Genomic DNA, 18924 nt, shown 5'->3' with positions numbered 1-18924 from the left:
TGTAAAATATGTAGGGCTCTTTCTTTTGTTTGTTTTGATACCAAATTCTGTTGGTGTCTAACTTTGATAGTCGCTCAGGCAGCGGTCGGATTATTCAATAATTTGACAAGGCCCATTGCCTTCTGCCGGCCTACCCAAACTTGTTTTCAATTGGGCTGACTTTGCGTCTAGATCAATGAAAATTGTGTATGTGATCGTGCGGTAAGTCTCGTATTTTCTATACACGCTGTTGTCGAGGCTTCGCGTTACTTTAGTAGGCAGCTTCAACTTCCATTTGAGCCTATATCGACCGTCCCTCCTTTCAGCATACTTCGTGCCAAGAGGCGCGCCGTGGACATGGTGTATCAATCCATCATACGCCGATGCTGATCTAGATGAGGTGTCTATTTCGTAGAACGCTTCATTGGGAATCCAACCCTGACGGTCTGGTTCATATGTACAACGTAGTTTTATCTGAGCCGCGTGGCCTGACAACGGTACTTGGACGAATAGAATCGTCAAAAGTGTCACTAAAACCTTCAACTGATTTTCCCGCGATTTGAGATTAACTCTTTTTTAAATATCCCCGCCTGTGAACATGATAAAGCTGAAGATTCATTGAGACCAGAAATCTTATGAATTTCTGATGTTTCTAGCCAATGCACAGAAAGCTTCCAGCGGGACTTGTTCGGCGCGCTCTGTTGGTTGAATCCCAGCCGCGAGCAGGCGGTCCTCGATATCCGGCGCCACGCCTTTTAGCGATGCGCGCAGCATCTTGCGGCGCTGGTTGAAAGCTGCGGCCACGACACGCGACAGAACCCGGGCATCCGCCGGATAGCGCGGTTCGGGCAGCGCCGTCAGGTGCACAACCGCGCTTGAGACCTTTGGTGGCGGCGTAAAAGCCCCGGGGGGCAGGGACATGGCGATGCGCGCCTCGGCCCGCCATTGGGCAAGGATCGCAAGGCGGCCATAGGCTTTGCCCCCGGGTTGGGCAACGATGCGTTCTGCGACTTCGCGTTGGAACATCAGCGTCAGGCTTTGCCAGAACGGCGGCCATTCGGGCGGGGTAAGCCAGCGCACCAGCAATTCGGTGCCAACGTTATACGGCAGGTTTGCGGCGATGCGGATCGGCGGGGTCAGATGCGCCAGCGGTTCGATTTCCAGGGCGTCGCCGTTGATGACCTCAAGACGACCCGGATAAGCAGCAGCGATGTCGTTCAGGGCAGCGATACAGCGGGTGTCTTTTTCGACCGCGACGACCTTGCGCGCACCTTCGGACAACAGACCTCGGGTCAGACCACCGGGGCCGGGGCCGATTTCCAGCACGTCGCATTCCGTAAGATCCCCTGCCTGCCGCGCGATCTTGGCTGTCAGGTTGAGGTCCAGCAGAAAGTTCTGCCCCAGCGATTTACGCGCCGAGAGTTGATGTGTCGCGATAACTTCGCGCAGAGGGGGAAGGGTGTCGATTGAACTCATGATCCGATTACCGTGGCGCGTGTCCGGGGGGGAACGCCAGTGATTTTTTACCTCCGGCGGGGATATTTTCAGCCAGGTGAAGGATCAAGCGCTTTGTGCCATCCGTTGGGCTAGTTTCAGCGCCTCGATCAAGCTGGTGGGGTTTGCCATGTCCTGTCCGGCGATATCCAGTGCCGTGCCGTGATCGGGCGAGGTGCGAATGAAGGGCAGGCCGAGGGTCACGTTGACGCCACGGTCGAAGTCGAGCGTCTTGATCGGGATCAATGCCTGATCGTGATACATGGCAATTGCGGCGTCATATCGGACGCGGGCGGCAGCGTGGAACATCGTGTCCGCCGGGTATGGGCCGGTAACCGTGCAGGTATCGCCCGGCAAATCAGATATCAGAGGGGCGATCCAGTCCAGTTCTTCATGCCCCATTTTACCGCCTTCGCCCGCATGCGGGTTGAGGCCTGCAATGGCGATGCGGGGATGGGGGATACCAAACTGTCTGCGCAGGCCTTCAGCGGTAATGGCGATGGTTTCGCGCAGCAGGTCGGGGGTGAGCTCGGACGGGACGCGCGACAGCGGAATGTGAATCGTTGCGGGCACCACGCGAAGCTGCTCGCTGGCCAACATCATCACGACGCGCTTGCGCCCGGCCAGAGCGGCGAGAAATTCGGTATGGCCAGGATAGGCGAACCCGGCCCCGTCGATCAGGGCCTTTTTGTGGATCGGTGCAGTGCACAGCGCCGATGCGGCACCGGATTGCACCAGGGAAACACCGGTTTCGATTGCGTCGATCACACTGGGCGCATTGGACGGGTCCGGTTGGCCTGCTGCGTTTGTGGCGGGAAAGCTCAATTGCAGAACAGGCAGGGCATTCGCGCAGATATCAATGGCCTGTGCCGGATCGCTGATCCGCTGCGTAGGCGTGCCTGCCGGCAGATGCGCTGCGTCGCCGATATAGAAAAACGGGCAGCTCGCGCGCAGTTTTGACCAGGCTTTGGCGGCGATTTCGGGGCCTATTCCAGCGGGATCGCCACAGCTAAGCGCGATGGGCGCGGTCATTGCTCGATGATCGTCGCGTCGGCGCGGAGCTGTTCAACCAGACTTTCGGCAAAGGCCTGCAGGCGCTGTTGCGTCAGGGCGTTGGCTACATCCACGCGCGTCGTGTCTTCGCCCCGGTCCAATGTGCGCGTACACAGCATCAGGAATTTCAGAGTCTGACCATTGTTTCCCGTCAGCGTCGTCGAAACTTCGTTCAGGTCCAGCTTGGACAGCTCAAGCGCCACATCGCGGGGGATCTCGGACGGGCTGGCTTCGATACGTTGCAGTACCCCGGCAGGTTGATCCTTGGCGATACCGTAGAGGTCGTCGCAGTTATCAATCTGTTCGCGCAGCTTGGCGGCCTTGGCCAGGGTTTCGGCACTGCGACCGCCGGCCATGTTGTAAATCGCGTAGTCGATCTTGGAGTAACGCGGCGCGCTGGTGCTTACTTCGCGCAATCCGCGCAGCTGGAACAAGGCGATCGCGTTGGGCAACGACAAGGGCTGTGTGATGTCGCCCGTTTTGAGACCTAGAATCACGGGTTGCAGGGCAGGCGGCAAGTCGGTCAGGTTAAGCCATTCCAAACGCCCGCCGTCATCGCGTGTGCCAGCTGCAGAATACTGTGTGGCGGCAGAGGAAAACGCATCGAAACCTTCAAGCAGTGCGATCTCTTCGGCTAGCAATTCGGCTTGGGCCAAGGTCTGCGGCGTGACCGGAATAATGATTTCCGACATCAGGACTTGAAGCCCGCCACTCCCGGCCTGTCCCAAAGCCCGGTTGATCTCGTCTTCGCTCGGCCTGGCCTGCGACAGAAAGCGCGAACTGACGTAGTCGCGCCACGACAGCTGATCAGCGACGAAATCCCGCACGGTTTCGGGGGAAACGCCAGATTCGCCCAGCAATTGCAGGAACTCATCGGTCGAAAGACGGCCACGGGCTGCAAACTCATCAATGCCCACCTGAATGTCTTCAGGTGCGACCTCGATTCCTGCGTCGCGCATGGCCTGTTTGCGCAGTCGTTCGTCGATCAGCGAGTCGCGGACTTCGTCCTCGGTGGCGCCAGGGGCACCCAGAACAGTCAGGAATTGCTGGCGCTGCTGAAGTTCGTACCAAGTGACAATGTCCTGGTTGACCTTGATCGCAGGTGAAAACAGGCTCTGAGCCTGGCTGTGACCAGTGGACAGGGCCAGCAAAGCGGCAGCCAGTGCCGGTGCAACCGGCTTTAACCAACCGGAACGGACTATTCGCGAGAAACGTGAAATCAACTGCATCTTCTCTTGTACTGTTGGCCGCCACCCTCGACGGAGTAACCTGTCAGGGCAACGGTAAACCCGAATTCTGTCGAAGGCTCAATACTTGATGATGAGGTAAATCGCCTGCTGACGGTCATGTTAACTTTTACACACTCATTCTGGTAGGTAACGCCCAGCCCATATCGGATCGGTTCGGATTCGCTGAGGTCATAGCGCGCATAGGCCTGTGTCAGCCAGTTCTGGTCAACAAGGTAGCGGCCATTCATCCAGATTTCGGATATTTCGTCATTCGCATTTTCTGCCGGATCTTTTTCCTGCCACACATAGCTGCCGGTTAGGCCGACATTTGGCTTGTTCCAGCCTGCGCGCACCTCGGCCTTAGCAAAGCTGAAATCACCATTCAACAGGCCGCGACCCGCCAAAGACCAGCCATTGGCGGTTTGCAACTGACCGGCCAACAACACGTCGGAGGCGGTACCCTGCAGGCCCGACGTCAGGTTGAAGTTGGGGTCAGCGGTCGAGCGGAAGACCTGTCCGACAGTGGCAAGCGCGCGCCAGCCATTTACGCCATAGCGCGCCCAGTTGACCCCGAACACCGCCGTCGCACCATCTTCGCGGCGATCCGGCGCCGGAAAGCGTGACAGGGACAACAGGTTCCCCTGGTCGAATTCCTGAAAGGTGCTTTCGTCATTGGGAACGTCCTGATCTGTCACGTTCGTCCAACCGACTTGCGCGATGGGTTCAAGCACCTGCGTGGCGCCTGACTTTTCCCGACGGGTCATCGGATAACGCAGTGTGAGTGCGGCGCGGGGGGCCGCGCGGGTCACCTGGTCAGGAAACTGGCTGTCATCTCGGATGTCAAAGATATCCACCGATGTCCCGAACCGGGCATCAGCCCTGAGGCCCGATGCGAAAATCCAGCTGCGCATCCAGTCGGCATCGAACGTGGCACGCGCGACATCGCGGCCAACGATATCCTGATCGCTGGTGCGTGTGTGATTGTGGGCCACAAAGCCTAAGCGAACTTCGCCGCCAACAGAGGTTGGGAAGTAGCGTTTCTGAAAATACAGGTCGAAGATCCGCGATGGGATCACTTCCTCATTTTCGCTGTCTCGTAGGGATTTGTAATGGATGAAACTGGTGCGGAAGGCGGTATCGCGTTTGATCCGCTCAAGCGCGATTTCGCTGCGCAACCGGTCAAAATCAGGCAGGCCATAGTCTGCGAGATAAGCGTTATCCGAGGTTGTCTTTACATCAAACAAAAGGCGGAAGTCGTTGTTCAGGAAGAAATAACCGTTGGCAAAGAGATAGCCCCGATCCTCGTTCTCCTGCAGGTCGTCGCGGGTGAAAGCGCCGTTCAGCTCAATCCGGCCGCGTTTGAATGCCTGGCGATAGCGATAGCCCAGTGTTCTTGTTTTTCCCGAGATATAGGGGGTCAGCGTCAGGTCCTTGTGGTCGCCAAGCTTAAAGAAATACGGCACCTGCACGCCGGTTCCCAGCTGCGATGTGGTGCGAATCGACGGGACAAGGAATCCTGTTGCGCGGTCCAGTGTCGGGTCGGGCAGGCGCAGATAGGGGAAGTAGAAAACCGGGAAATCCAGTATTCGGAACTGTGCTCCTTCGAAATACAGTTGGCGTTCCAATTGGTCATGCGTGACCTTGCGGGCGCGGATTTGCCACAGCGGAGGGTTGCCATTGGCGCAGACATGGCAGGACGTCGCCGAGACCTTGCTGAACTGTGTGTAACGCCCCCCCGCGCGCGCAGCCTGGACCGAGGCGATCTGAACCTGCTGATCGAACACCATGCGGGCTCCGATCAGCAGACCGTTCATGATCCCGTCATCCAGTTCGGCGGAATCAGCCAGCAACGTGGTTTCGCCGCCTTGATCGATGCGGACCGGGCCTTCCAGCGACAGATTGCCGGTTTCGCGGTCATAGGTGATGCGCGTGGCCGTGACCTTGGCGTCGCCCTGAAAGGCTTCGACATTCCCTTCGGCCACCAGATTACGCTCGGGTGTGATAAAGATCCGGTCGGCCACCAGGAGGGCAGGCTGATCCTCTTGCGTGGCACCCTGTGCGGCACCAGCAGCGGGTTGAGATTGCGCGAATGCGCCCACGGGCATGGTCAGTGCGACTGCACCGGACAGAAACAAACTGGCAATAAGCCGCATTAGCCATCCTCCGCATGCAGCAAAAGGCCGAGGGATAGAAGAATGGCTGCGAAGGGCGGGGCCCAGGCCGCGACTAAGATAGGCAATTGACCGTTTTCCCCCAGAATTTGGGCAAAGTTGCGAATGAAGTAGATACCAAAGCCCAGCAGGACGGCGGTTAAAACCGCGATCCCGGTGCCGCCAAATCGCACGTGGCGCATGGTGAAGGCCGCGCCGATCAGGACCATCGACATCAGAAACAAGGGGCGGGCCAGTTGGACCTGCAACCAGACCTCATATTGCTTGGTCGAAAACCCGGCTTCGCGCAGGTCGCGGATCAGTTCCGGCAGGTCATAGACCGATACGGAATCCTGATCGCCAAGCGTGTCCAGAATCCGTTGGCGTGTCAGCGATGTGGGAACCTCAAGCCGCGCGTGTTCAGTGGCGTGGGTTTCTGGATTCACACCGCCTTCCAGCGCCCAAATCTTGGCATTGGTCAGGACCCACGTACCGTTCTCCAGATCCGCCTGGTCGGCTACGATCTGCTGGGTTGGTGTGCCATCCGGGGCAAAAGTAATGATCGTCACCTGATTAAGGGTGAACCTGTCGCCGTTAGATGTGTCCTGGGCGTGGATCACGGATTGGCCATTGGCCGAACCCTGCCGCAACCAAAGACCATCTGCACTGATCGACAGCGTTGATCCGCCGTTGTTTTTGTAGGATTCGGCGAGCTGCTTGTACTCTTCCGACGTGGCGGCTGCGATGGGATTCAGCATGCCAACCGCCAGTGCGCCGATGATCAGGGCGATCACCACAGGGGCCAACAGGGCGCGGATTCCTGAACGGCCAGTGGCACGGGTGACAACCAGTTCCGAACTGCGGGCCAGACCGATAAACAACGCGATCGTGGAAAGGATGACCAGCAGCGGCAGCATTTCGCTGATCGCGGCAGGCGTATTCAACAGCGTCAACTGAAGCAGCTGACCAAAGGACAGATTTGCATCGTCAAAGCGGCGCACCTGTTCGATCAAGTCGATCAGAATCATCAGTGTCAGGAAAATGCTGCCGATGACCAGGAAACTTTGAATGAAACGGCGGGCGAAGTAGCGGTCGAGGATCACGAAGGAACTCCTGCCGAAAAGACGCGCAAACAGCCTTTGGTCGGGTGCAGACCAGAATCACCGCTGCACGCAATTGTGCGCGACAGCCTATGCCTGCTCTGTCTTGCCAAAACCTTCTCCCCCGAGCCTGTCGAATTTTTTCCGGGACTGTAGTCCAAATGCGGGCCGGGGAAAACTGCTATCTGGTCAAGCCGCGCGGCGCGGGCTAGGTCTTGGGGAACTGATTTTGAGGAGTTCGCAATGAGCAGTCTTGTACCGATCCGTTTCCAGGACCCCGACATGGATACGATGGCGCAGGCCGAAGGGCGCGTGGCCATTATCATCCCGTCTGACGGCAAAATGAACCCCGCCGCCCGTCGCGCCAACCGCCTGACCCGCGGGGCTGTGACACGGCTGGTCGAAAGCGAGCGGTTCGAAAAGGTGAAAACCGGTGACGTGATCTCGATGGCGTGGCCATCCGGCATGGCAGCCGAGGCGCTGGACGTTCTGGTTCTGCCGCGCCGCCCCGAACCCGCCGAGGCCCGCAAGGCAGGTGCCGCGCTGGCCAAGCTGGCGGGCAGCAAGGACTTGCTGGTGATGTCAGGCAATCAGGTCAAGGCCGAGGATCTGGCGATGGGCATCGCGCTGCGCAGCTATGATTTTGATGCGCACAAGACTAAGGAGTCTGATGAGGCCGGTTCAGTCATCATAACCCACCAGAAGGCGGGTGAGATCGAGGCTGCGTTTGCACCGCTCTACGCGGTCGCCGACGGTGTCCGCATGACACGCGATTTGACCAACGAGCCTGCGAATATCCTGACCACCACGGAATTCGCCGACCGGCTGGACGAAATGAAGGCACTGGGGCTTGAGGTCGAAGTGCTGGAAGAAGACAAACTGGCCGAGCTGGGCATGCGTACGCTGCTAAGCGTCGGGCAGGGGTCGGACAGCCCTTCGAAGGTTGTGGTGATGCAATGGAATGGCGGCGACAAAGATGACGCGCCGCTGGCATTGGTCGGGAAGGGCGTGGTGTTCGACACCGGTGGTATTTCGCTGAAACCTGCGGGCGGCATGGAAGACATGACCATGGACATGGGCGGCGCTGGCGTAGTGGCAGGCACCATGCGCGCGCTGGCCAAGCGCAAGGCCAAGGCCAACGTTGTCGGCTTGGTCGGTTTGGTGGAAAACATGCCTTCGGGCAACGCCACGCGTCCGGGCGATGTGGTCAAATCCATGAAGGGCGACACGGTCGAGATCATTAACACCGACGCCGAAGGCCGTTTGGTTCTGTGCGACGTGATGTGGTACACGCAAGAGCGGTTCAAGCCTGTGGGAATGGTCGATCTGGCCACCTTGACCGGAGCGGTCATCATCGGCCTCGGGCATGAGAACGCGGGCGTGTTTTCGAACAATGACACGTTCTGCAATGCCTTCCTGAAGGCGGCAGGGGCCGAGGACGAAGGCGCATGGCGCATGCCGTTGGGCGAAGCCTATGACAAGCAGCTGAAGTCGCGGATTGCCGACATGAAGAACGTGGGCGGACGCCCTGCGGGTTCGATCACGGCGGCGCAGTTCCTGCAGCGGTTCGTAAAGGAAGATATGCCGTGGATTCACCTGGATATTGCCGGTGTGGCTTCGGTCTCGTCCGAGACATCCTACGCCCCGAAGGGCGCAACCGGCTGGGGCGTACGCGCGCTGAGCCGTTTCGTTCAGGACAACTTCGAGTAAGCCGATGGGGGCCGTCTATTTCTATCACCTGACCCGCCAACCGTTGGAGCATACCTTGCCGGTGCTGCTGGACAAGGCACGGCAGGCCGGGTGGAAGATTGCCGTGCGGGGGAGCGATCCCGCGCGGATGGACTGGCTGGATGAAAAGCTGTGGCAGGGGCCCGAAGAAGGGTTCCTGCCACATGGCCGCGCAGGCGGTCCGTACGATGCCGCGCAGCCGATCCTGCTGACGACCGAGGCGCAGGCTGCCAATGATGCGTCTTGTGTCATGGCGGTAGATGGCGCGGTGGTCGACCCCGACGAGATCAAGAAACTGGACCGCGTATGTATCCTGTTTGACGGTAATGACGCAGAGGCCGTTCAACGCGCGCGCGGGCAGTGGAAGGCTTTGACCGGTGCGGGATGTTCCGCCCAATACTGGTCCGAAGAATCCGGGCGCTGGGAAAAGAAAGCTGAGGCTTAGGGCCCGAGCCGCTTTCCGGAAGGCGTGGCGGTTTTTGCGCAAAGATGTGCGATCAGAAATGCCTAAATGGCTGGATTGAAGCCCAAATTGACGGATGCGGTGCAAGGCAAAAATGACTGCTTTCGATTGTTAAGGCAAAAGTTTGAGGAACCAAATGTCCCATAGAACCCAGTCCCTCTTGCACCAGCCGCTAATTCTGCCCTGCGGCGTAACTCTTAAAAACCGAATTGCTAAATCGGCGATGTCTGACTCGCTTGGTGACGGCAAAGGCAATCCAAGTGATGATCAAATCAAGCTCTATGAGCGTTGGGCAACTGGCGGCCTCGCCCTGTCGATCATCGGCGAAGTGCAAGGCACACCTCATTTCGCAGAGAAGCCCGGCAATTTGGTTTTGAACGATCAATCCGATTTCGCATTTCTAAGAAAACTTGCACAGGCAGGGGCAACCAACGACGCTCATTTGTGGCCGCAACTTGGACATGCAGGTGCGATGGCGGATGCTCCGATCAGCTCGCCGAAGGGGCCGAGTAGACTTGATTTGCCCGGTCTGAAATGTGGCGCGCTGTCCTTGGATGAGATCCATGCACTGCCGGCCGAATTTGCACGCACAGCAAACCTTGCCAAGCAGCTCGGGTTCGGTGGCGTTGAGTTGCATGCGGCCCATGGATTCTTGCTCAACCAGTTTCTGTCTCCGCTATTCAACAAACGCGAAGATGCCTATGGCGGTTCTTTGCAAAACCGGATGAGACTGCTGCTGGAAGTGATCAGCGCCGTGCGCGATGCCGTTGGCCCGGATTTCCCTGTGGGCATCAAGTTGAACGCGACAGATCAACTTGAAGGCGGCTTTGCTGAAGATGAATCCCTTGAGGTCATTGCGGCATTAGACAAAACAACAATTGATCTGATCGATGTCAGCGGTGGCACATATTTTCCGGGTGCTGCGTCATCATCGGATCGTGCGGGTTCCGGCGCCTATTTTCTTGATTTTGCTGAACGTGCGCGTGCGAAAACGAACATTCCCCTTATGGTGACGGGCGGTTTCAAGACGCTTGCACAGGCCAAAAGCGCCATTGCAGAAGGCAAGGCTGATCTCGTTGGATTGGCCCGCGCACTTGTCGTTGATCCAGAATTGCCATCATTTTGGCTTTCCGATCAACGCGACGAGCCGCAATTCCCGCGTTTCAAAAACCCACCGGAAGGCGGTGTGACTGCATGGTACACGATGCAAGTCACTCGGATCGCCAGAGGTGAGGACGCGCTTGAACCAGATGATCTAGACGAAGCAATAGCGGCATACGAGGCCAGAGATGAGGTTCGACGAGAGGTTTGGAACTCTCATTTCAGCGGAATCTCACGAGCAACCTAAAGCCGGCATTGGCGCAGCTGCAGTGACCGGAAGCATTGGTCCGCATGGCGGACCAAAACTTTGAAAGGAAAGCGCATTCGCTGGAATCGGCATGGATACCCGTATCACAGGGGGCAGAAACGCCGTGTGCTGCGTTTGGCTTTATTCCGCTTTCTGCAGAGAGGTTTGAATAAGCCCAACCCCTTGTTGCACCGGAATTGATCGCCTGCACCCTTGCTCTGACGGTTCTCTGCTTTAGGGTGCGCGGCGTTGCGAGCAGAAGGATTTTGAGATGAAAAAGAACCCATTGGGGCGCACTGGTATTGAAGTGACGGATCTGTGCCTTGGCACCATGACGTTTGGGACGCAGACCTCTGAAGCGGATGCACACACCCAGATCGACATGGCGCTGGAGGCTGGGATCAATTTCGTTGACGCGGCTGAGATGTACCCGGTGAACCCGATCTCGAAAGAGACCGTGGGGCGGACCGAAGAAATCCTGGGCAACTGGAACGCGGTGAACCCCGCGCGGCGGGCGGAGTATATTCTGGCGACCAAACACTCCGGTGCAGGTTTCGCGCATGCCCGCGACGGGGCACCAATTTCTGCGCAAACGATTCCCGAAGCGATCGAGGGGTCTCTGCGTCGATTGCAGACAGATTGCATCGATCTGTATCAGTTTCACTGGCCCAATCGCGGCAGTTACATGTTTCGACAGAACTGGGACTATGCGCCGTCTGGTCACAACACCGATGAGGTGTTGGCGAATATGCAGGAGTGTCTTGAAGCTCTGCAACAGCAAGTCGACAAGGGCAATATCCGCGCATTCGGCCTGTCGAATGAAAGCGCATGGGGCACCGCGCAATGGCTGCGGCTGGCCGAACAGTTGGGCGCGCCACGGGTCGCTTCGGTCCAGAATGAGTATTCTCTGCTGTGCCGCCACTTCGACACCGATATGGCCGAGCTAAGCGTGCACGAAGATGTCGGCCTGATGGCGTTTTCTCCGTTGGCGGCAGGGTTTCTGACGGGCAAGTATCAGGGCGGAGCGGTGCCTAAGGGCTCGCGCATGGATCTTGTTCCGACCATGGGTGGGCGAAAGTACGAGCGTGTGTTTGGGGCCGTCGATGCCTATCTGGAGATAGCGCAGCGGCATGGCCTGGATCCGGTGCATATGGCGCTGGCATGGTGCCGGACACGCCCGTTCATGATGTCTGCTATTTTTGGCGCGACCACAATTTCGCAGCTGGCCCATATTCTGGGGGGCACGGAGGTGGTGTTGGCGGATGATGTCCTGGCGGATATCAGTGCCGCGCATCGCGCGCATCCGATGCCGTTCTAAGGGGGCTCTGCATCCGCCGCGCTTTGCGCGACTCCCCCGGGAAATTTTTAGCCAGATGAAGCGGATCCGGTCAGTGATGTGTGGGCTGGATCCGGTCCTGACGGAGGTCTCTGGCCGACAGGCCGTGCGCGGTGCGGAAAGCACGGGCAAAGCTGGATTGTGAGGCAAAGCCTGTGGCGAGTGCCACGTCCATCAGTGGCATATCCGTATCGGTGACCAGACGCCGCGCTTCGGCCAGGCGCAGTTGCAGATAGTGATCCTGCGGCGTTGTGTTCAGGCGCAGACGGAACTGTTGTTGCAGAGTACGAGGGCTGGTGCCCAGAGAGTCGGCAATGACGGCCAACGGTAGCGGGTCCTCGAGCGATGTCTCCATCAACGAGTTCGCCTTTGCTGTCAGAGCCGTATGACGATGCGGCGCGCCTGTACGGCTTTGTGGCTTGGACGGTTCGGGTGCGCCCTCGTATAGGAACAGGCCGGACACGCGGGCGGCAAAACCTGCGCCGTGGCGCGCGGCGATGATGTGTAGCATCATCTCGACTGCGGGGATCGCGCCGCCTGAAGTCAGCCGGTTGCCGGACACAGTAAATCGGTCAGGGCGAACATCAACTTCGGGGAAGCGGTTCGCGAAATTGTCCAGATCCTCCCAGTGCGTTGTGGCGGAGTGGCCGTTCAGCAGGCCGGCTTCAGCCAACAACCAGGGGCCGCCGTCGATGCCAGCCATGGTGGCTCCGGTACCGGCAATGCGGCGCAGTCCGGCGAGCAAGCTGGGTGTGGCGTGACGGGCCAGTTGGAAACCTGCAATGACGATCATCAGGTCGCAACCCTGCAACCGAGCCAGCGGTGTGCCTGGAACATTCAGGGCGCTGGTCAGCATCGCCGGTTCCGCTGTGGCCGTCACATAATCCCAGTCAAAGGCTGGGCGGTCCGCCAGACGGTTGGCGGCGCGCATGGGATCAACGGCCGAGGCAAAGCTGAGCGTGTTGCATTCATCCAGAACCAGCACGGCCGTTTTTAGGGCGCGATGTTCGGGCTGCAATATGTTTTTTGCGGATTTCATCAAGTTCGATTCGCATTCTGGCAAGTTGTTTCCATAAAGCTGCGCCAGAGTCGGGGATGAACGCAAATCGGAATCCGGGGAGAAGCCTGAGGATAACTTAGGTCAAAACCGGGTATAAGTTGGGGAAAACACCATGCCACTGGAAATGAACCGCGAAGTCTTCATCACCTGCGCTGTCACCGGCTCGGGCGGAACACAGGATCGCAGCCCGCATGTGCCGCGTTCGCCCAAGCAGATTGCCGAAAGTGCGATCGCCGCGGCCAAGGCAGGCGCGGCCATCGTGCACTGCCACGTGCGTGATCCGGAAACCGGTGCACCCAGCCGTCGTCTGGACCTGTACCGCGAGGTGACTGATCGCATTCGTGAAGCCGAGGTCGACGTTGTGCTGAACCTCACCGCCGGGATGGGCGGTGACATGATCTTTGGCCCGACGGAATCTCCGCTGCCGTTGAACGAGGACGGCACCGACATGATCGGCGCGGCTGCTCGGGTGGAGCATGTGGCTGAATGTCTGCCCGAAATCTGTACTCTTGATTGCGGCACCATGAATTTTGCCGAAGCCGACTATGTCATGACCAACACGCCAGGCATGCTGCAGGCGATGGGCCGGATGATGACGCATCTGGGCGTGAAGCCTGAGATCGAGGCCTTTGATACCGGTCATCTGTGGTACGCCAAGCAGTTGGTGAAGGACGGCGTTCTGGACAGCCCGGCACTGGTTCAGCTGTGCATGGGCGTGCCGTGGGGTGCTCCGGATGATCTGAACACCTTTATGGCCATGGTGAATAACGTGCCTGATGACTGGACCTTCAGCGCATTCGCGCTTGGGCGGAACCAGATGGCATATGCGTCGGCTTCGGTGCTGGCGGGCGGCAATGTGCGCGTTGGCCTTGAGGACAATCTGTTCCTCGATAAAGGCGTTCTTGCGGAAAACTGGCAGCTGGTTGAGCGGGCGAACACCATCGTTTCGAACATGGGCGCGCGGGTGATCGGCGCGCAGGAAGTGCGTGAGAAGCTGGGGCTGGTGAAACGAGCACCTAAGGGCTGAATTTTCTCCTTGTAGGAAGTTCGCCTTGCTAGGACACCGGGGCATCAACTGAGGGAATGAGACTCATGAAAGTGATGTTGCGGTGTCTGGCTGTCGTTGGAGCGGGGCTTATGGCGGCTTGCCTTCCGGCGGATGAAAAGGCGGAGGCGGCTTCTGTGAACAATGGGAGGCAGGCCTGCGAAGCCAAAGGCGGTGTCTACGAGGTTGCAGGCAAAGCCCAGCAATATGTGTGCGTTCTGCCGCTGGCAGATGCGGGCAAGACCTGTGAAAAAGGTTCGGACTGTCAAGGCTTTTGCCTGTCCGCGACCAAACAATGCAGCGCGGTCACGCCGCAGTTCGGGTGCATTCCTCATCTGGATGAGACGGGACGCGAGCTGGTGATCTGTATCGACTAGGAAAAGAAATGACAAAAACAGCAGCTATCATCGGTGGTGGTGTAATCGGCGGCGGGTGGGCCGCGCGGTTCTTGCTTAACGGTTGGGATGTCCGCGTGTTCGATCCGGACCCGGAGGCCGAGCGCAAGATTGGCGAGGTGCTCGATAACGCGCGCCGGTCTCTGCCGGGGTTGAGTGATGTGCTTTTGCCGTCTGAGGGGGCGCTTACCTTCCATGACGATCTGACTGACGCCGTGCAAGGCGCCATCTGGATTCAGGAAAGTGTACCTGAACGGCTGGATCTGAAGCTGAAGGTTTACAAAAGCTTGCAAGAGGCCTGCAATCCGGAGGCGATCATCGGGTCGTCAACCAGCGGGTTCAAACCGTCCGAGTTGCAGGAAGGCGCGTTGCGCCCTGAACAAATCGTGGTTACGCATCCGTTTAACCCGGTTTACCTGCTGCCGCTGATCGAATTGGTGCCGACCAACAAGAACACGCCCGAGATGGTCGACCGCGCGAAGGACCTGTTGAAATCGGTGGGTTTCTTCCCTCTGCATGTCAAAAAAGAGATCGATGCGCATATTGCTGACCGGTTCCTCGAAGCTGTCTGGCGCGAGGCGCTGTGGTTGGTCAAGGACGGGATCGCCACGACTGAAGAGATCGACGAAGCAATTCGCATGGGTTTTGGCATTCGCTGGGCACAGATGGGTCTGTTCGAAACCTATCGCGTGGCCGGTGGCGAGGCAGGGATGCGGCATTTCATGGCGCAGTTCGGCCCGGCGTTGCAATGGCCCTGGACCAAGTTGATGGATGTGCCCGAGTTCACTGATGAGCTGGTCGACATGATCGCGGATCAGTCTGACGCACAATCGGGCATGCACTCGATCCGCGAATTGGAGCGTATTCGCGACAATAACCTCGTTGGCATGATGCGGGCGCTCAAGGCGCAGAACTATGGGGCCGGTGCTGTTCTGAACCAGCATGACGTTGCGCTGAAACCGGGCGCACTTCCGACGATGGATCAGGCCGATCTGAGCCAGCCAATTCTGACACTGGCGCGTGCAGTGCCGTTGGATTGGACGGATTATAATGGCCACATGAACGAGGCCCGGTACCTTGAAGCCTTCGCCGCAGCGACCGACCGCTTCATGGAAATCATGGGCTGCGATGCGGATTACATCTCCTCGGGTGGCAGTTACTTTACGGCCGAAAACCACCTCCGCTATATCGACGAAGTCCACGCGGGTGCAAAGATCGAAGTGCGCACGCAGTTGCTTTTGGGGCAGGGCAAGAAGCTGCACGTGTTTCATTCCATGTACGAAGGCGACAAGCTTTTGGCCACGGGCGAAAGCTTCCTGTTGCATGTAAGTCTGGAAACCCGTCGTCCGAGCGCACCTTCGGCCGAGATCGAAGCGGCTATGGCCCGGATCGCCGAAGCTCAGGCTGGATTGCCTTATCCTGAAGGTGCGGGTGCTGCGATCCGCAAACCGGCATGAGTGGGCGCGTTCTGATCACGGCTGGCGCCTCGGGCGTTGGCCGTGCAATGGCCGAGGCCTTTGATGCAGCCGGTGCGCAGGTTTGGGTGGCTGATGTTGACCCGAATGCCCTGTCTGATTGTTCGGCCCATTGGCAGCGGTCCGAGGCGAACGTCGCGGATGAGGATGCCGTGGCCACCTTGTTCCAAGACATCGAGGCGGAATGGGGTGGTTTGGATACCCTGTGCGCAAATGCCGGAATCGCGGGACCAACCGCTTCGGTTGAAGACGTTGCATTGGACGATTGGCGCATGTGCCTTGCAGTAAATCTGGAGGGTGCCTTTCTGTGCGCCAAACACGCGGCGCCGATCCTGAAACGTCAGGGCAGTGGCGCGGTGGTCATTACGTCTTCGACGGCTGGCCAATATGGGTACCCTAATCGCGCGCCTTATGCTGCGGCGAAGTGGGGGATGATCGGTCTGGCCAAGACCCTGGCGATGGAGCTTGGCGCGCATGGCGTGCGATGCAATGTCATCTGCCCTGGCTCAGTAGAAGGCCCACGGATGGAAGGCGTGCTGCAGCGAGAAGCCGACGCCAAGGGCATGACGCGTGACCAAGTCTATGACGGTTACGCCTCGGGCACTTCAATGGGTCGCTTTGTCGAAGGTCACGACATCGCCAATATGGCCGTGTTCCTTGCATCGGATGCGGCGCGGTTGGTGTCGGGGCAGGTGATTGCCGTTGATGGGCACACCGTCAACCCCGACCCGAAAATCTAACCCTGATTGGGTCCGCGAATCTGGCGGATGCTCTGGCGAACCGCCTGCCAGTCACGGGCTTGCTGCATGTTCCCGGCGTCTTTGCATTCGCGCATCTTCTGCGCAGCTTCCGCCTCGGCCTGATCTCCGTGGGCGGAATAAAGCGCCCGTGCGTATTGAGCAGTTTTTAATGCGTCCATTCCTATGGTCCTCCGTCTGTGATCGGATCGCTCGATAGTTCGCGCCAAGTGACGATATCACACCTTGGTCGCTTACGCATCTATGAGGCCGTTATCAGGCGGAAATCGTTGATCGCAGCTGCCTGAGATGATCGGGGAAGTCCCGCGCCGTCACATCCGCTTCTCGCACCAACGTATCGAAATGACGGGAAAAAACTTCGATCCTGTCGCGGTCTCGAAAGGCCATATAGTGACTGCCCGCGTAGAACACGCACAGCAGCGGGCCAAAAATCGTGACGGGCGCAGAATAGAGGCGTTTGGCATCAAACAGATAGATGCGCATGCGGGGATAAAGCTGGTCGCTCAGCTCTAACAAGTGGTCGATCTGATCCATCCTGATTTTCGGGCACAGGCCTTCGTAGTATCCGGTCGCGCGGGCAAAGCTGTCGATCTCATACAGTGGCATGGCGATTTCATAATCTGATTGCGCGCTGCGCATCCACGTCAGCCGGTCTTCTGATGCGCCGATGGCCTGATCCGCTGTTCGCCCCAGATGGGGGGCGTATTCCCACTCTAGCACGGCGCGGGTTTTCAGCATGTCGGGCAGGGTGGCGGGTACATAGCGAACCTTGTAGCCAGCCGCCTCTTTGTGCCATTCGAAAATACGTTCATCGACCAGCGCGCGTGGCGCCTTGGTCATACTCAGAGAAAGCGCCAGAAGCTCTGCAGCGCTTTCTGGCCGATCTGATAGGCTCAGCAGCCAGTCAGCCGAAACACCAAGCGCTGTGGCGCAGCTGCCAACGACATGCGCGTTCGGCAGGCGCGCACCTTCGCCAGTCAAAAGTTGGGATACGGTCGATCGGTCGACACCGATATCCCGGGCCAGCGCGCTTTGGCTGATATCACGTTCTTCCATCGCGCGGGCAAGGCGTTGGCGAAACTGTGCAGCGCGGTCTCGTTTGTCTAATTTATCCGTCATATGGTGATTTATATCATGGATGATGAATTTTGTTAATCATATTCAGAATTTTCAACTCGGCCACGATCCGTAATTCTTAAAGCATAACAATAATATGGGTGACGGAATGGAAACGCGACGAAGATCGGTCGTGAAGGCTGTGGTGTGGAATGCGATGGGCCTGGTCATGATGACGCTGGTGGGTCTTATCGCGACAGGCTCTGCTGCAGTTGGCGGGACGTTGGCGATTGTGAACACGGGCATCGGCCTGACGATGTACGTGATCTATGAGCGCGTCTGGGCGGGCATCACATGGGGCCGAAATGTCTGAGCGGCCGGGTCCCGAGTGGGGCACCTTTGCCCTGATCATTGCGTGTTATGCAGCGTGGCTGGCAGTGATATTCACACTTCCCATCTGGCTGGCCATCCCGGCCATGGGTTTGGTCGCAGCGTTGCATTCATCACTGACGCACGAGGCGCTACACGGGCACCCGTTCCGTACGCGCTGGGTGAACGAGGCGCTGATGGCGCTGCCTCTGACCTTGTTCATTCCGTACAACCGGTTCCGCGATCTGCATCTGGCGCATCACAGGGATTCGACGCTGACCGACCCCTATGACGACCCTGAGTCGAACTATCTGGACCCGAAGGTTTGGAATACGCTCAAAAGCTGGCAGAAGCGGCTGCTGAGGGCGAACAACACGCTGCTTGGGCGCATGGTGCTGGGCCCGGCGATTGGTCAGTATATCTTCTTTCGGGATGAGTTGCGTGGCGCCAAACGCGGAGACAGAGCCGTACTGTTGGCATGGGGGCTGCACCTGATTGGGGTGGCCGCGGTTTTGTGGGTGGTTGCTGGGTCTCCAATGCCTGTATGGGCCTTTGTTCTGTCTGCTTACATTGGTTTGGCCCTGGTAAAGATCCGGACGTTTCTTGAACACCGAGCGCACGAAAACTCCAGTGCCCGCACGGTCATTGTCGAAGATCGTGGATTGTTGGCTTTTTTGTTTCTGAACAACAATCTGCACGTCGTTCATCACATGAATCCCGGCGCTCCGTGGTACCGATTGCCTGCGCTTTATCGTGCCGGAAAAGACCGCTATCTGGCCAGCAACCACGCTTATGTCTATCGGTCTTACGGGCAGATTTTCCGATCGTATTTCTGGCGTGCCAAGGACCCGGTCGAGCATCCGCTCTGGCCAAAGGGGTGATTTGA

18 protein-coding genes are annotated in these 18924 nt (G+C 58.3%); 10 read left to right on the top strand and 8 right to left on the bottom strand.

Translation table 11 applies throughout. The annotated features are described in order from the left end of the window. Positions 1 to 612: 612 nt before the first annotated feature. The 5 genes from rsmA to lptG all read right to left on the bottom strand — a co-directional run bounded on the left by rsmA (position 613) and on the right by lptG (position 7008). A complete protein-coding gene (rsmA, locus tag AC2FID_RS04650) occupies positions 613 to 1455 on the bottom strand; it encodes a 16S rRNA (adenine(1518)-N(6)/adenine(1519)-N(6))-dimethyltransferase RsmA (protein ID WP_496835600.1) in 843 nt (280 codons plus the stop codon). Positions 1456 to 1539: 84 nt separating this feature from the next. Continuing rightward, positions 1540 to 2505: a 4-hydroxythreonine-4-phosphate dehydrogenase PdxA gene (gene pdxA / locus AC2FID_RS04645; protein ID WP_496835599.1), complete on the bottom strand. Its 966-nt coding sequence runs from the start codon at positions 2503 to 2505 to the stop codon at positions 1540 to 1542. After that, positions 2502 to 3755, bottom strand: a complete 1254-nt coding sequence (locus AC2FID_RS04640; RefSeq protein WP_496835597.1) for a peptidylprolyl isomerase — start codon at positions 3753 to 3755, stop codon at positions 2502 to 2504. The genes pdxA and AC2FID_RS04640 overlap by 4 nt, the downstream gene beginning before the upstream one ends. Then, positions 3746 to 5908, bottom strand: coding sequence for an LPS-assembly protein LptD (locus AC2FID_RS04635; RefSeq protein ID WP_496835595.1), 2163 nt, complete (start codon positions 5906 to 5908; stop codon positions 3746 to 3748). Before AC2FID_RS04635 ends, AC2FID_RS04640 begins: the two co-directional genes overlap by 10 nt. After that, positions 5908 to 7008 carry an LPS export ABC transporter permease LptG gene (lptG, locus tag AC2FID_RS04630; RefSeq protein WP_058277603.1) on the bottom strand — a complete coding sequence of 367 codons (1101 nt, stop codon included), beginning with the start codon at positions 7006 to 7008 and terminating at the stop codon, positions 5908 to 5910. Before lptG ends, AC2FID_RS04635 begins: the two co-directional genes overlap by 1 nt. A gap of 240 nt (positions 7009 to 7248) precedes the next feature. Between lptG and AC2FID_RS04625 the strand changes: the two genes are divergently transcribed. The 4 genes from AC2FID_RS04625 to AC2FID_RS04610 all read left to right on the top strand — a co-directional run bounded on the left by AC2FID_RS04625 (position 7249) and on the right by AC2FID_RS04610 (position 11862). Next, on the top strand, positions 7249 to 8715 hold the full coding sequence (locus tag AC2FID_RS04625) for a leucyl aminopeptidase (RefSeq protein ID WP_496835593.1): 1467 nt from the start codon (positions 7249 to 7251) through the stop codon (positions 8713 to 8715). A 4-nt stretch (positions 8716 to 8719) separates the two neighbouring features. Further along, positions 8720 to 9178 (top strand): DNA polymerase III subunit chi, encoded by a 459-nt coding sequence (locus AC2FID_RS04620; protein WP_496696634.1) that lies wholly within the window; start codon positions 8720 to 8722, stop codon positions 9176 to 9178. Positions 9179 to 9332: 154 nt separating this feature from the next. Beyond that, the gene (locus tag AC2FID_RS04615) at positions 9333 to 10544 is read left to right on the top strand and encodes an NADH:flavin oxidoreductase/NADH oxidase family protein (protein ID WP_496835591.1); all 1212 of its coding nucleotides are present in this window, start codon (positions 9333 to 9335) and stop codon (positions 10542 to 10544) included. A gap of 271 nt (positions 10545 to 10815) precedes the next feature. After that, positions 10816 to 11862, top strand: coding sequence for an aldo/keto reductase (locus AC2FID_RS04610; RefSeq protein ID WP_496754281.1), 1047 nt, complete (start codon positions 10816 to 10818; stop codon positions 11860 to 11862). A 70-nt stretch (positions 11863 to 11932) separates the two neighbouring features. Here the strand turns inward: AC2FID_RS04610 and AC2FID_RS04605 are convergent, their stop codons facing one another. Then, the gene (locus tag AC2FID_RS04605; protein WP_496781265.1) at positions 11933 to 12919 is read right to left on the bottom strand and encodes a GlxA family transcriptional regulator; all 987 of its coding nucleotides are present in this window, start codon (positions 12917 to 12919) and stop codon (positions 11933 to 11935) included. 133 nt (positions 12920 to 13052) lie between these two features. Here AC2FID_RS04605 and bcoG point away from each other — a divergent pair, with 133 nt between their 5' ends. The 4 genes from bcoG (at position 13053) to AC2FID_RS04585 (ending at position 16595) form a co-directional block, all read left to right on the top strand. Continuing rightward, positions 13053 to 13967: a 3-dehydrocarnitine:acetyl-CoA trimethylamine transferase BcoG gene (gene bcoG / locus AC2FID_RS04600; protein WP_282151376.1), complete on the top strand. Its 915-nt coding sequence runs from the start codon at positions 13053 to 13055 to the stop codon at positions 13965 to 13967. A gap of 65 nt (positions 13968 to 14032) precedes the next feature. After that, positions 14033 to 14362 carry a hypothetical protein gene (locus AC2FID_RS04595; RefSeq protein ID WP_472723906.1) on the top strand — a complete coding sequence of 110 codons (330 nt, stop codon included), beginning with the start codon at positions 14033 to 14035 and terminating at the stop codon, positions 14360 to 14362. A gap of 8 nt (positions 14363 to 14370) precedes the next feature. After that, on the top strand, positions 14371 to 15837 hold the full coding sequence (locus AC2FID_RS04590) for a carnitine 3-dehydrogenase (protein ID WP_496835589.1): 1467 nt from the start codon (positions 14371 to 14373) through the stop codon (positions 15835 to 15837). Beyond that, a complete protein-coding gene (locus AC2FID_RS04585) occupies positions 15834 to 16595 on the top strand; it encodes an SDR family oxidoreductase (protein WP_496835588.1) in 762 nt (253 codons plus the stop codon). The genes AC2FID_RS04590 and AC2FID_RS04585 overlap by 4 nt, the downstream gene beginning before the upstream one ends. Here the strand turns inward: AC2FID_RS04585 and AC2FID_RS04580 are convergent. Both AC2FID_RS04580 and AC2FID_RS04575 read right to left on the bottom strand, forming a co-directional pair. Beyond that, positions 16592 to 16774 (bottom strand): hypothetical protein, encoded by a 183-nt coding sequence (locus AC2FID_RS04580; protein ID WP_058271838.1) that lies wholly within the window; start codon positions 16772 to 16774, stop codon positions 16592 to 16594. The two genes, AC2FID_RS04585 and AC2FID_RS04580, sit on opposite strands and share 4 nt — an antisense overlap. 94 nt (positions 16775 to 16868) lie before the next feature. Next, positions 16869 to 17732, bottom strand: coding sequence for a helix-turn-helix domain-containing protein (locus AC2FID_RS04575; protein WP_058271837.1), 864 nt, complete (start codon positions 17730 to 17732; stop codon positions 16869 to 16871). Between the two features lie 106 nt (positions 17733 to 17838). Here AC2FID_RS04575 and AC2FID_RS04570 point away from each other — a divergent pair, with 106 nt between their 5' ends. Together AC2FID_RS04570 and AC2FID_RS04565 are read left to right on the top strand one after the other, a co-directional pair. Continuing rightward, on the top strand, positions 17839 to 18042 hold the full coding sequence (locus tag AC2FID_RS04570) for a DUF2061 domain-containing protein (RefSeq protein WP_058278218.1): 204 nt from the start codon (positions 17839 to 17841) through the stop codon (positions 18040 to 18042). Then, on the top strand, positions 18035 to 18919 hold the full coding sequence (locus AC2FID_RS04565) for a fatty acid desaturase (RefSeq protein WP_496835586.1): 885 nt from the start codon (positions 18035 to 18037) through the stop codon (positions 18917 to 18919). Before AC2FID_RS04570 ends, AC2FID_RS04565 begins: the two co-directional genes overlap by 8 nt. Positions 18920 to 18924 lie beyond the last annotated feature (5 nt).

This window comes from Ruegeria sp. CDSC068, from assembly GCF_059610545.1.
The sequence above is the reverse complement of the archived record's forward strand: the minus strand, read 5'-3'. Positions and strand labels throughout refer to the sequence as shown.

Excerpts from the sequence above, each read along its gene's own strand:
- AC2FID_RS04625 (WP_496835593.1), top strand. The coding sequence starts at position 7,249 with ATGAGCAGTCTTGTACCGATCCGTTTCCAGGACCCCGACATGGATACG.
- AC2FID_RS04565 (WP_496835586.1), top strand. The coding sequence starts at position 18,035 with ATGTCTGAGCGGCCGGGTCCCGAGTGGGGCACCTTTGCCCTGATCATT.
- AC2FID_RS04595 (WP_472723906.1), top strand. The coding sequence starts at position 14,033 with ATGAAAGTGATGTTGCGGTGTCTGGCTGTCGTTGGAGCGGGGCTTATG.
- AC2FID_RS04590 (WP_496835589.1), top strand. The coding sequence starts at position 14,371 with ATGACAAAAACAGCAGCTATCATCGGTGGTGGTGTAATCGGCGGCGGG.
- AC2FID_RS04620 (WP_496696634.1), top strand. The coding sequence starts at position 8,720 with ATGGGGGCCGTCTATTTCTATCACCTGACCCGCCAACCGTTGGAGCAT.
- AC2FID_RS04635 (WP_496835595.1), bottom strand. The coding sequence starts at position 5,908 with ATGCGGCTTATTGCCAGTTTGTTTCTGTCCGGTGCAGTCGCACTGACC.
- AC2FID_RS04585 (WP_496835588.1), top strand. The coding sequence starts at position 15,834 with ATGAGTGGGCGCGTTCTGATCACGGCTGGCGCCTCGGGCGTTGGCCGT.
- AC2FID_RS04580 (WP_058271838.1), bottom strand. The coding sequence starts at position 16,774 with ATGGACGCATTAAAAACTGCTCAATACGCACGGGCGCTTTATTCCGCC.
- AC2FID_RS04570 (WP_058278218.1), top strand. The coding sequence starts at position 17,839 with ATGGAAACGCGACGAAGATCGGTCGTGAAGGCTGTGGTGTGGAATGCG.
- AC2FID_RS04610 (WP_496754281.1), top strand. The coding sequence starts at position 10,816 with ATGAAAAAGAACCCATTGGGGCGCACTGGTATTGAAGTGACGGATCTG.
- AC2FID_RS04605 (WP_496781265.1), bottom strand. The coding sequence starts at position 12,919 with ATGAAATCCGCAAAAAACATATTGCAGCCCGAACATCGCGCCCTAAAA.
- AC2FID_RS04615 (WP_496835591.1), top strand. The coding sequence starts at position 9,333 with ATGTCCCATAGAACCCAGTCCCTCTTGCACCAGCCGCTAATTCTGCCC.
- AC2FID_RS04640 (WP_496835597.1), bottom strand. The coding sequence starts at position 3,755 with ATGCAGTTGATTTCACGTTTCTCGCGAATAGTCCGTTCCGGTTGGTTA.
- rsmA (WP_496835600.1), bottom strand. The coding sequence starts at position 1,455 with ATGAGTTCAATCGACACCCTTCCCCCTCTGCGCGAAGTTATCGCGACA.
- pdxA (WP_496835599.1), bottom strand. The coding sequence starts at position 2,505 with ATGACCGCGCCCATCGCGCTTAGCTGTGGCGATCCCGCTGGAATAGGC.
- bcoG (WP_282151376.1), top strand. The coding sequence starts at position 13,053 with ATGCCACTGGAAATGAACCGCGAAGTCTTCATCACCTGCGCTGTCACC.
- AC2FID_RS04575 (WP_058271837.1), bottom strand. The coding sequence starts at position 17,732 with ATGACGGATAAATTAGACAAACGAGACCGCGCTGCACAGTTTCGCCAA.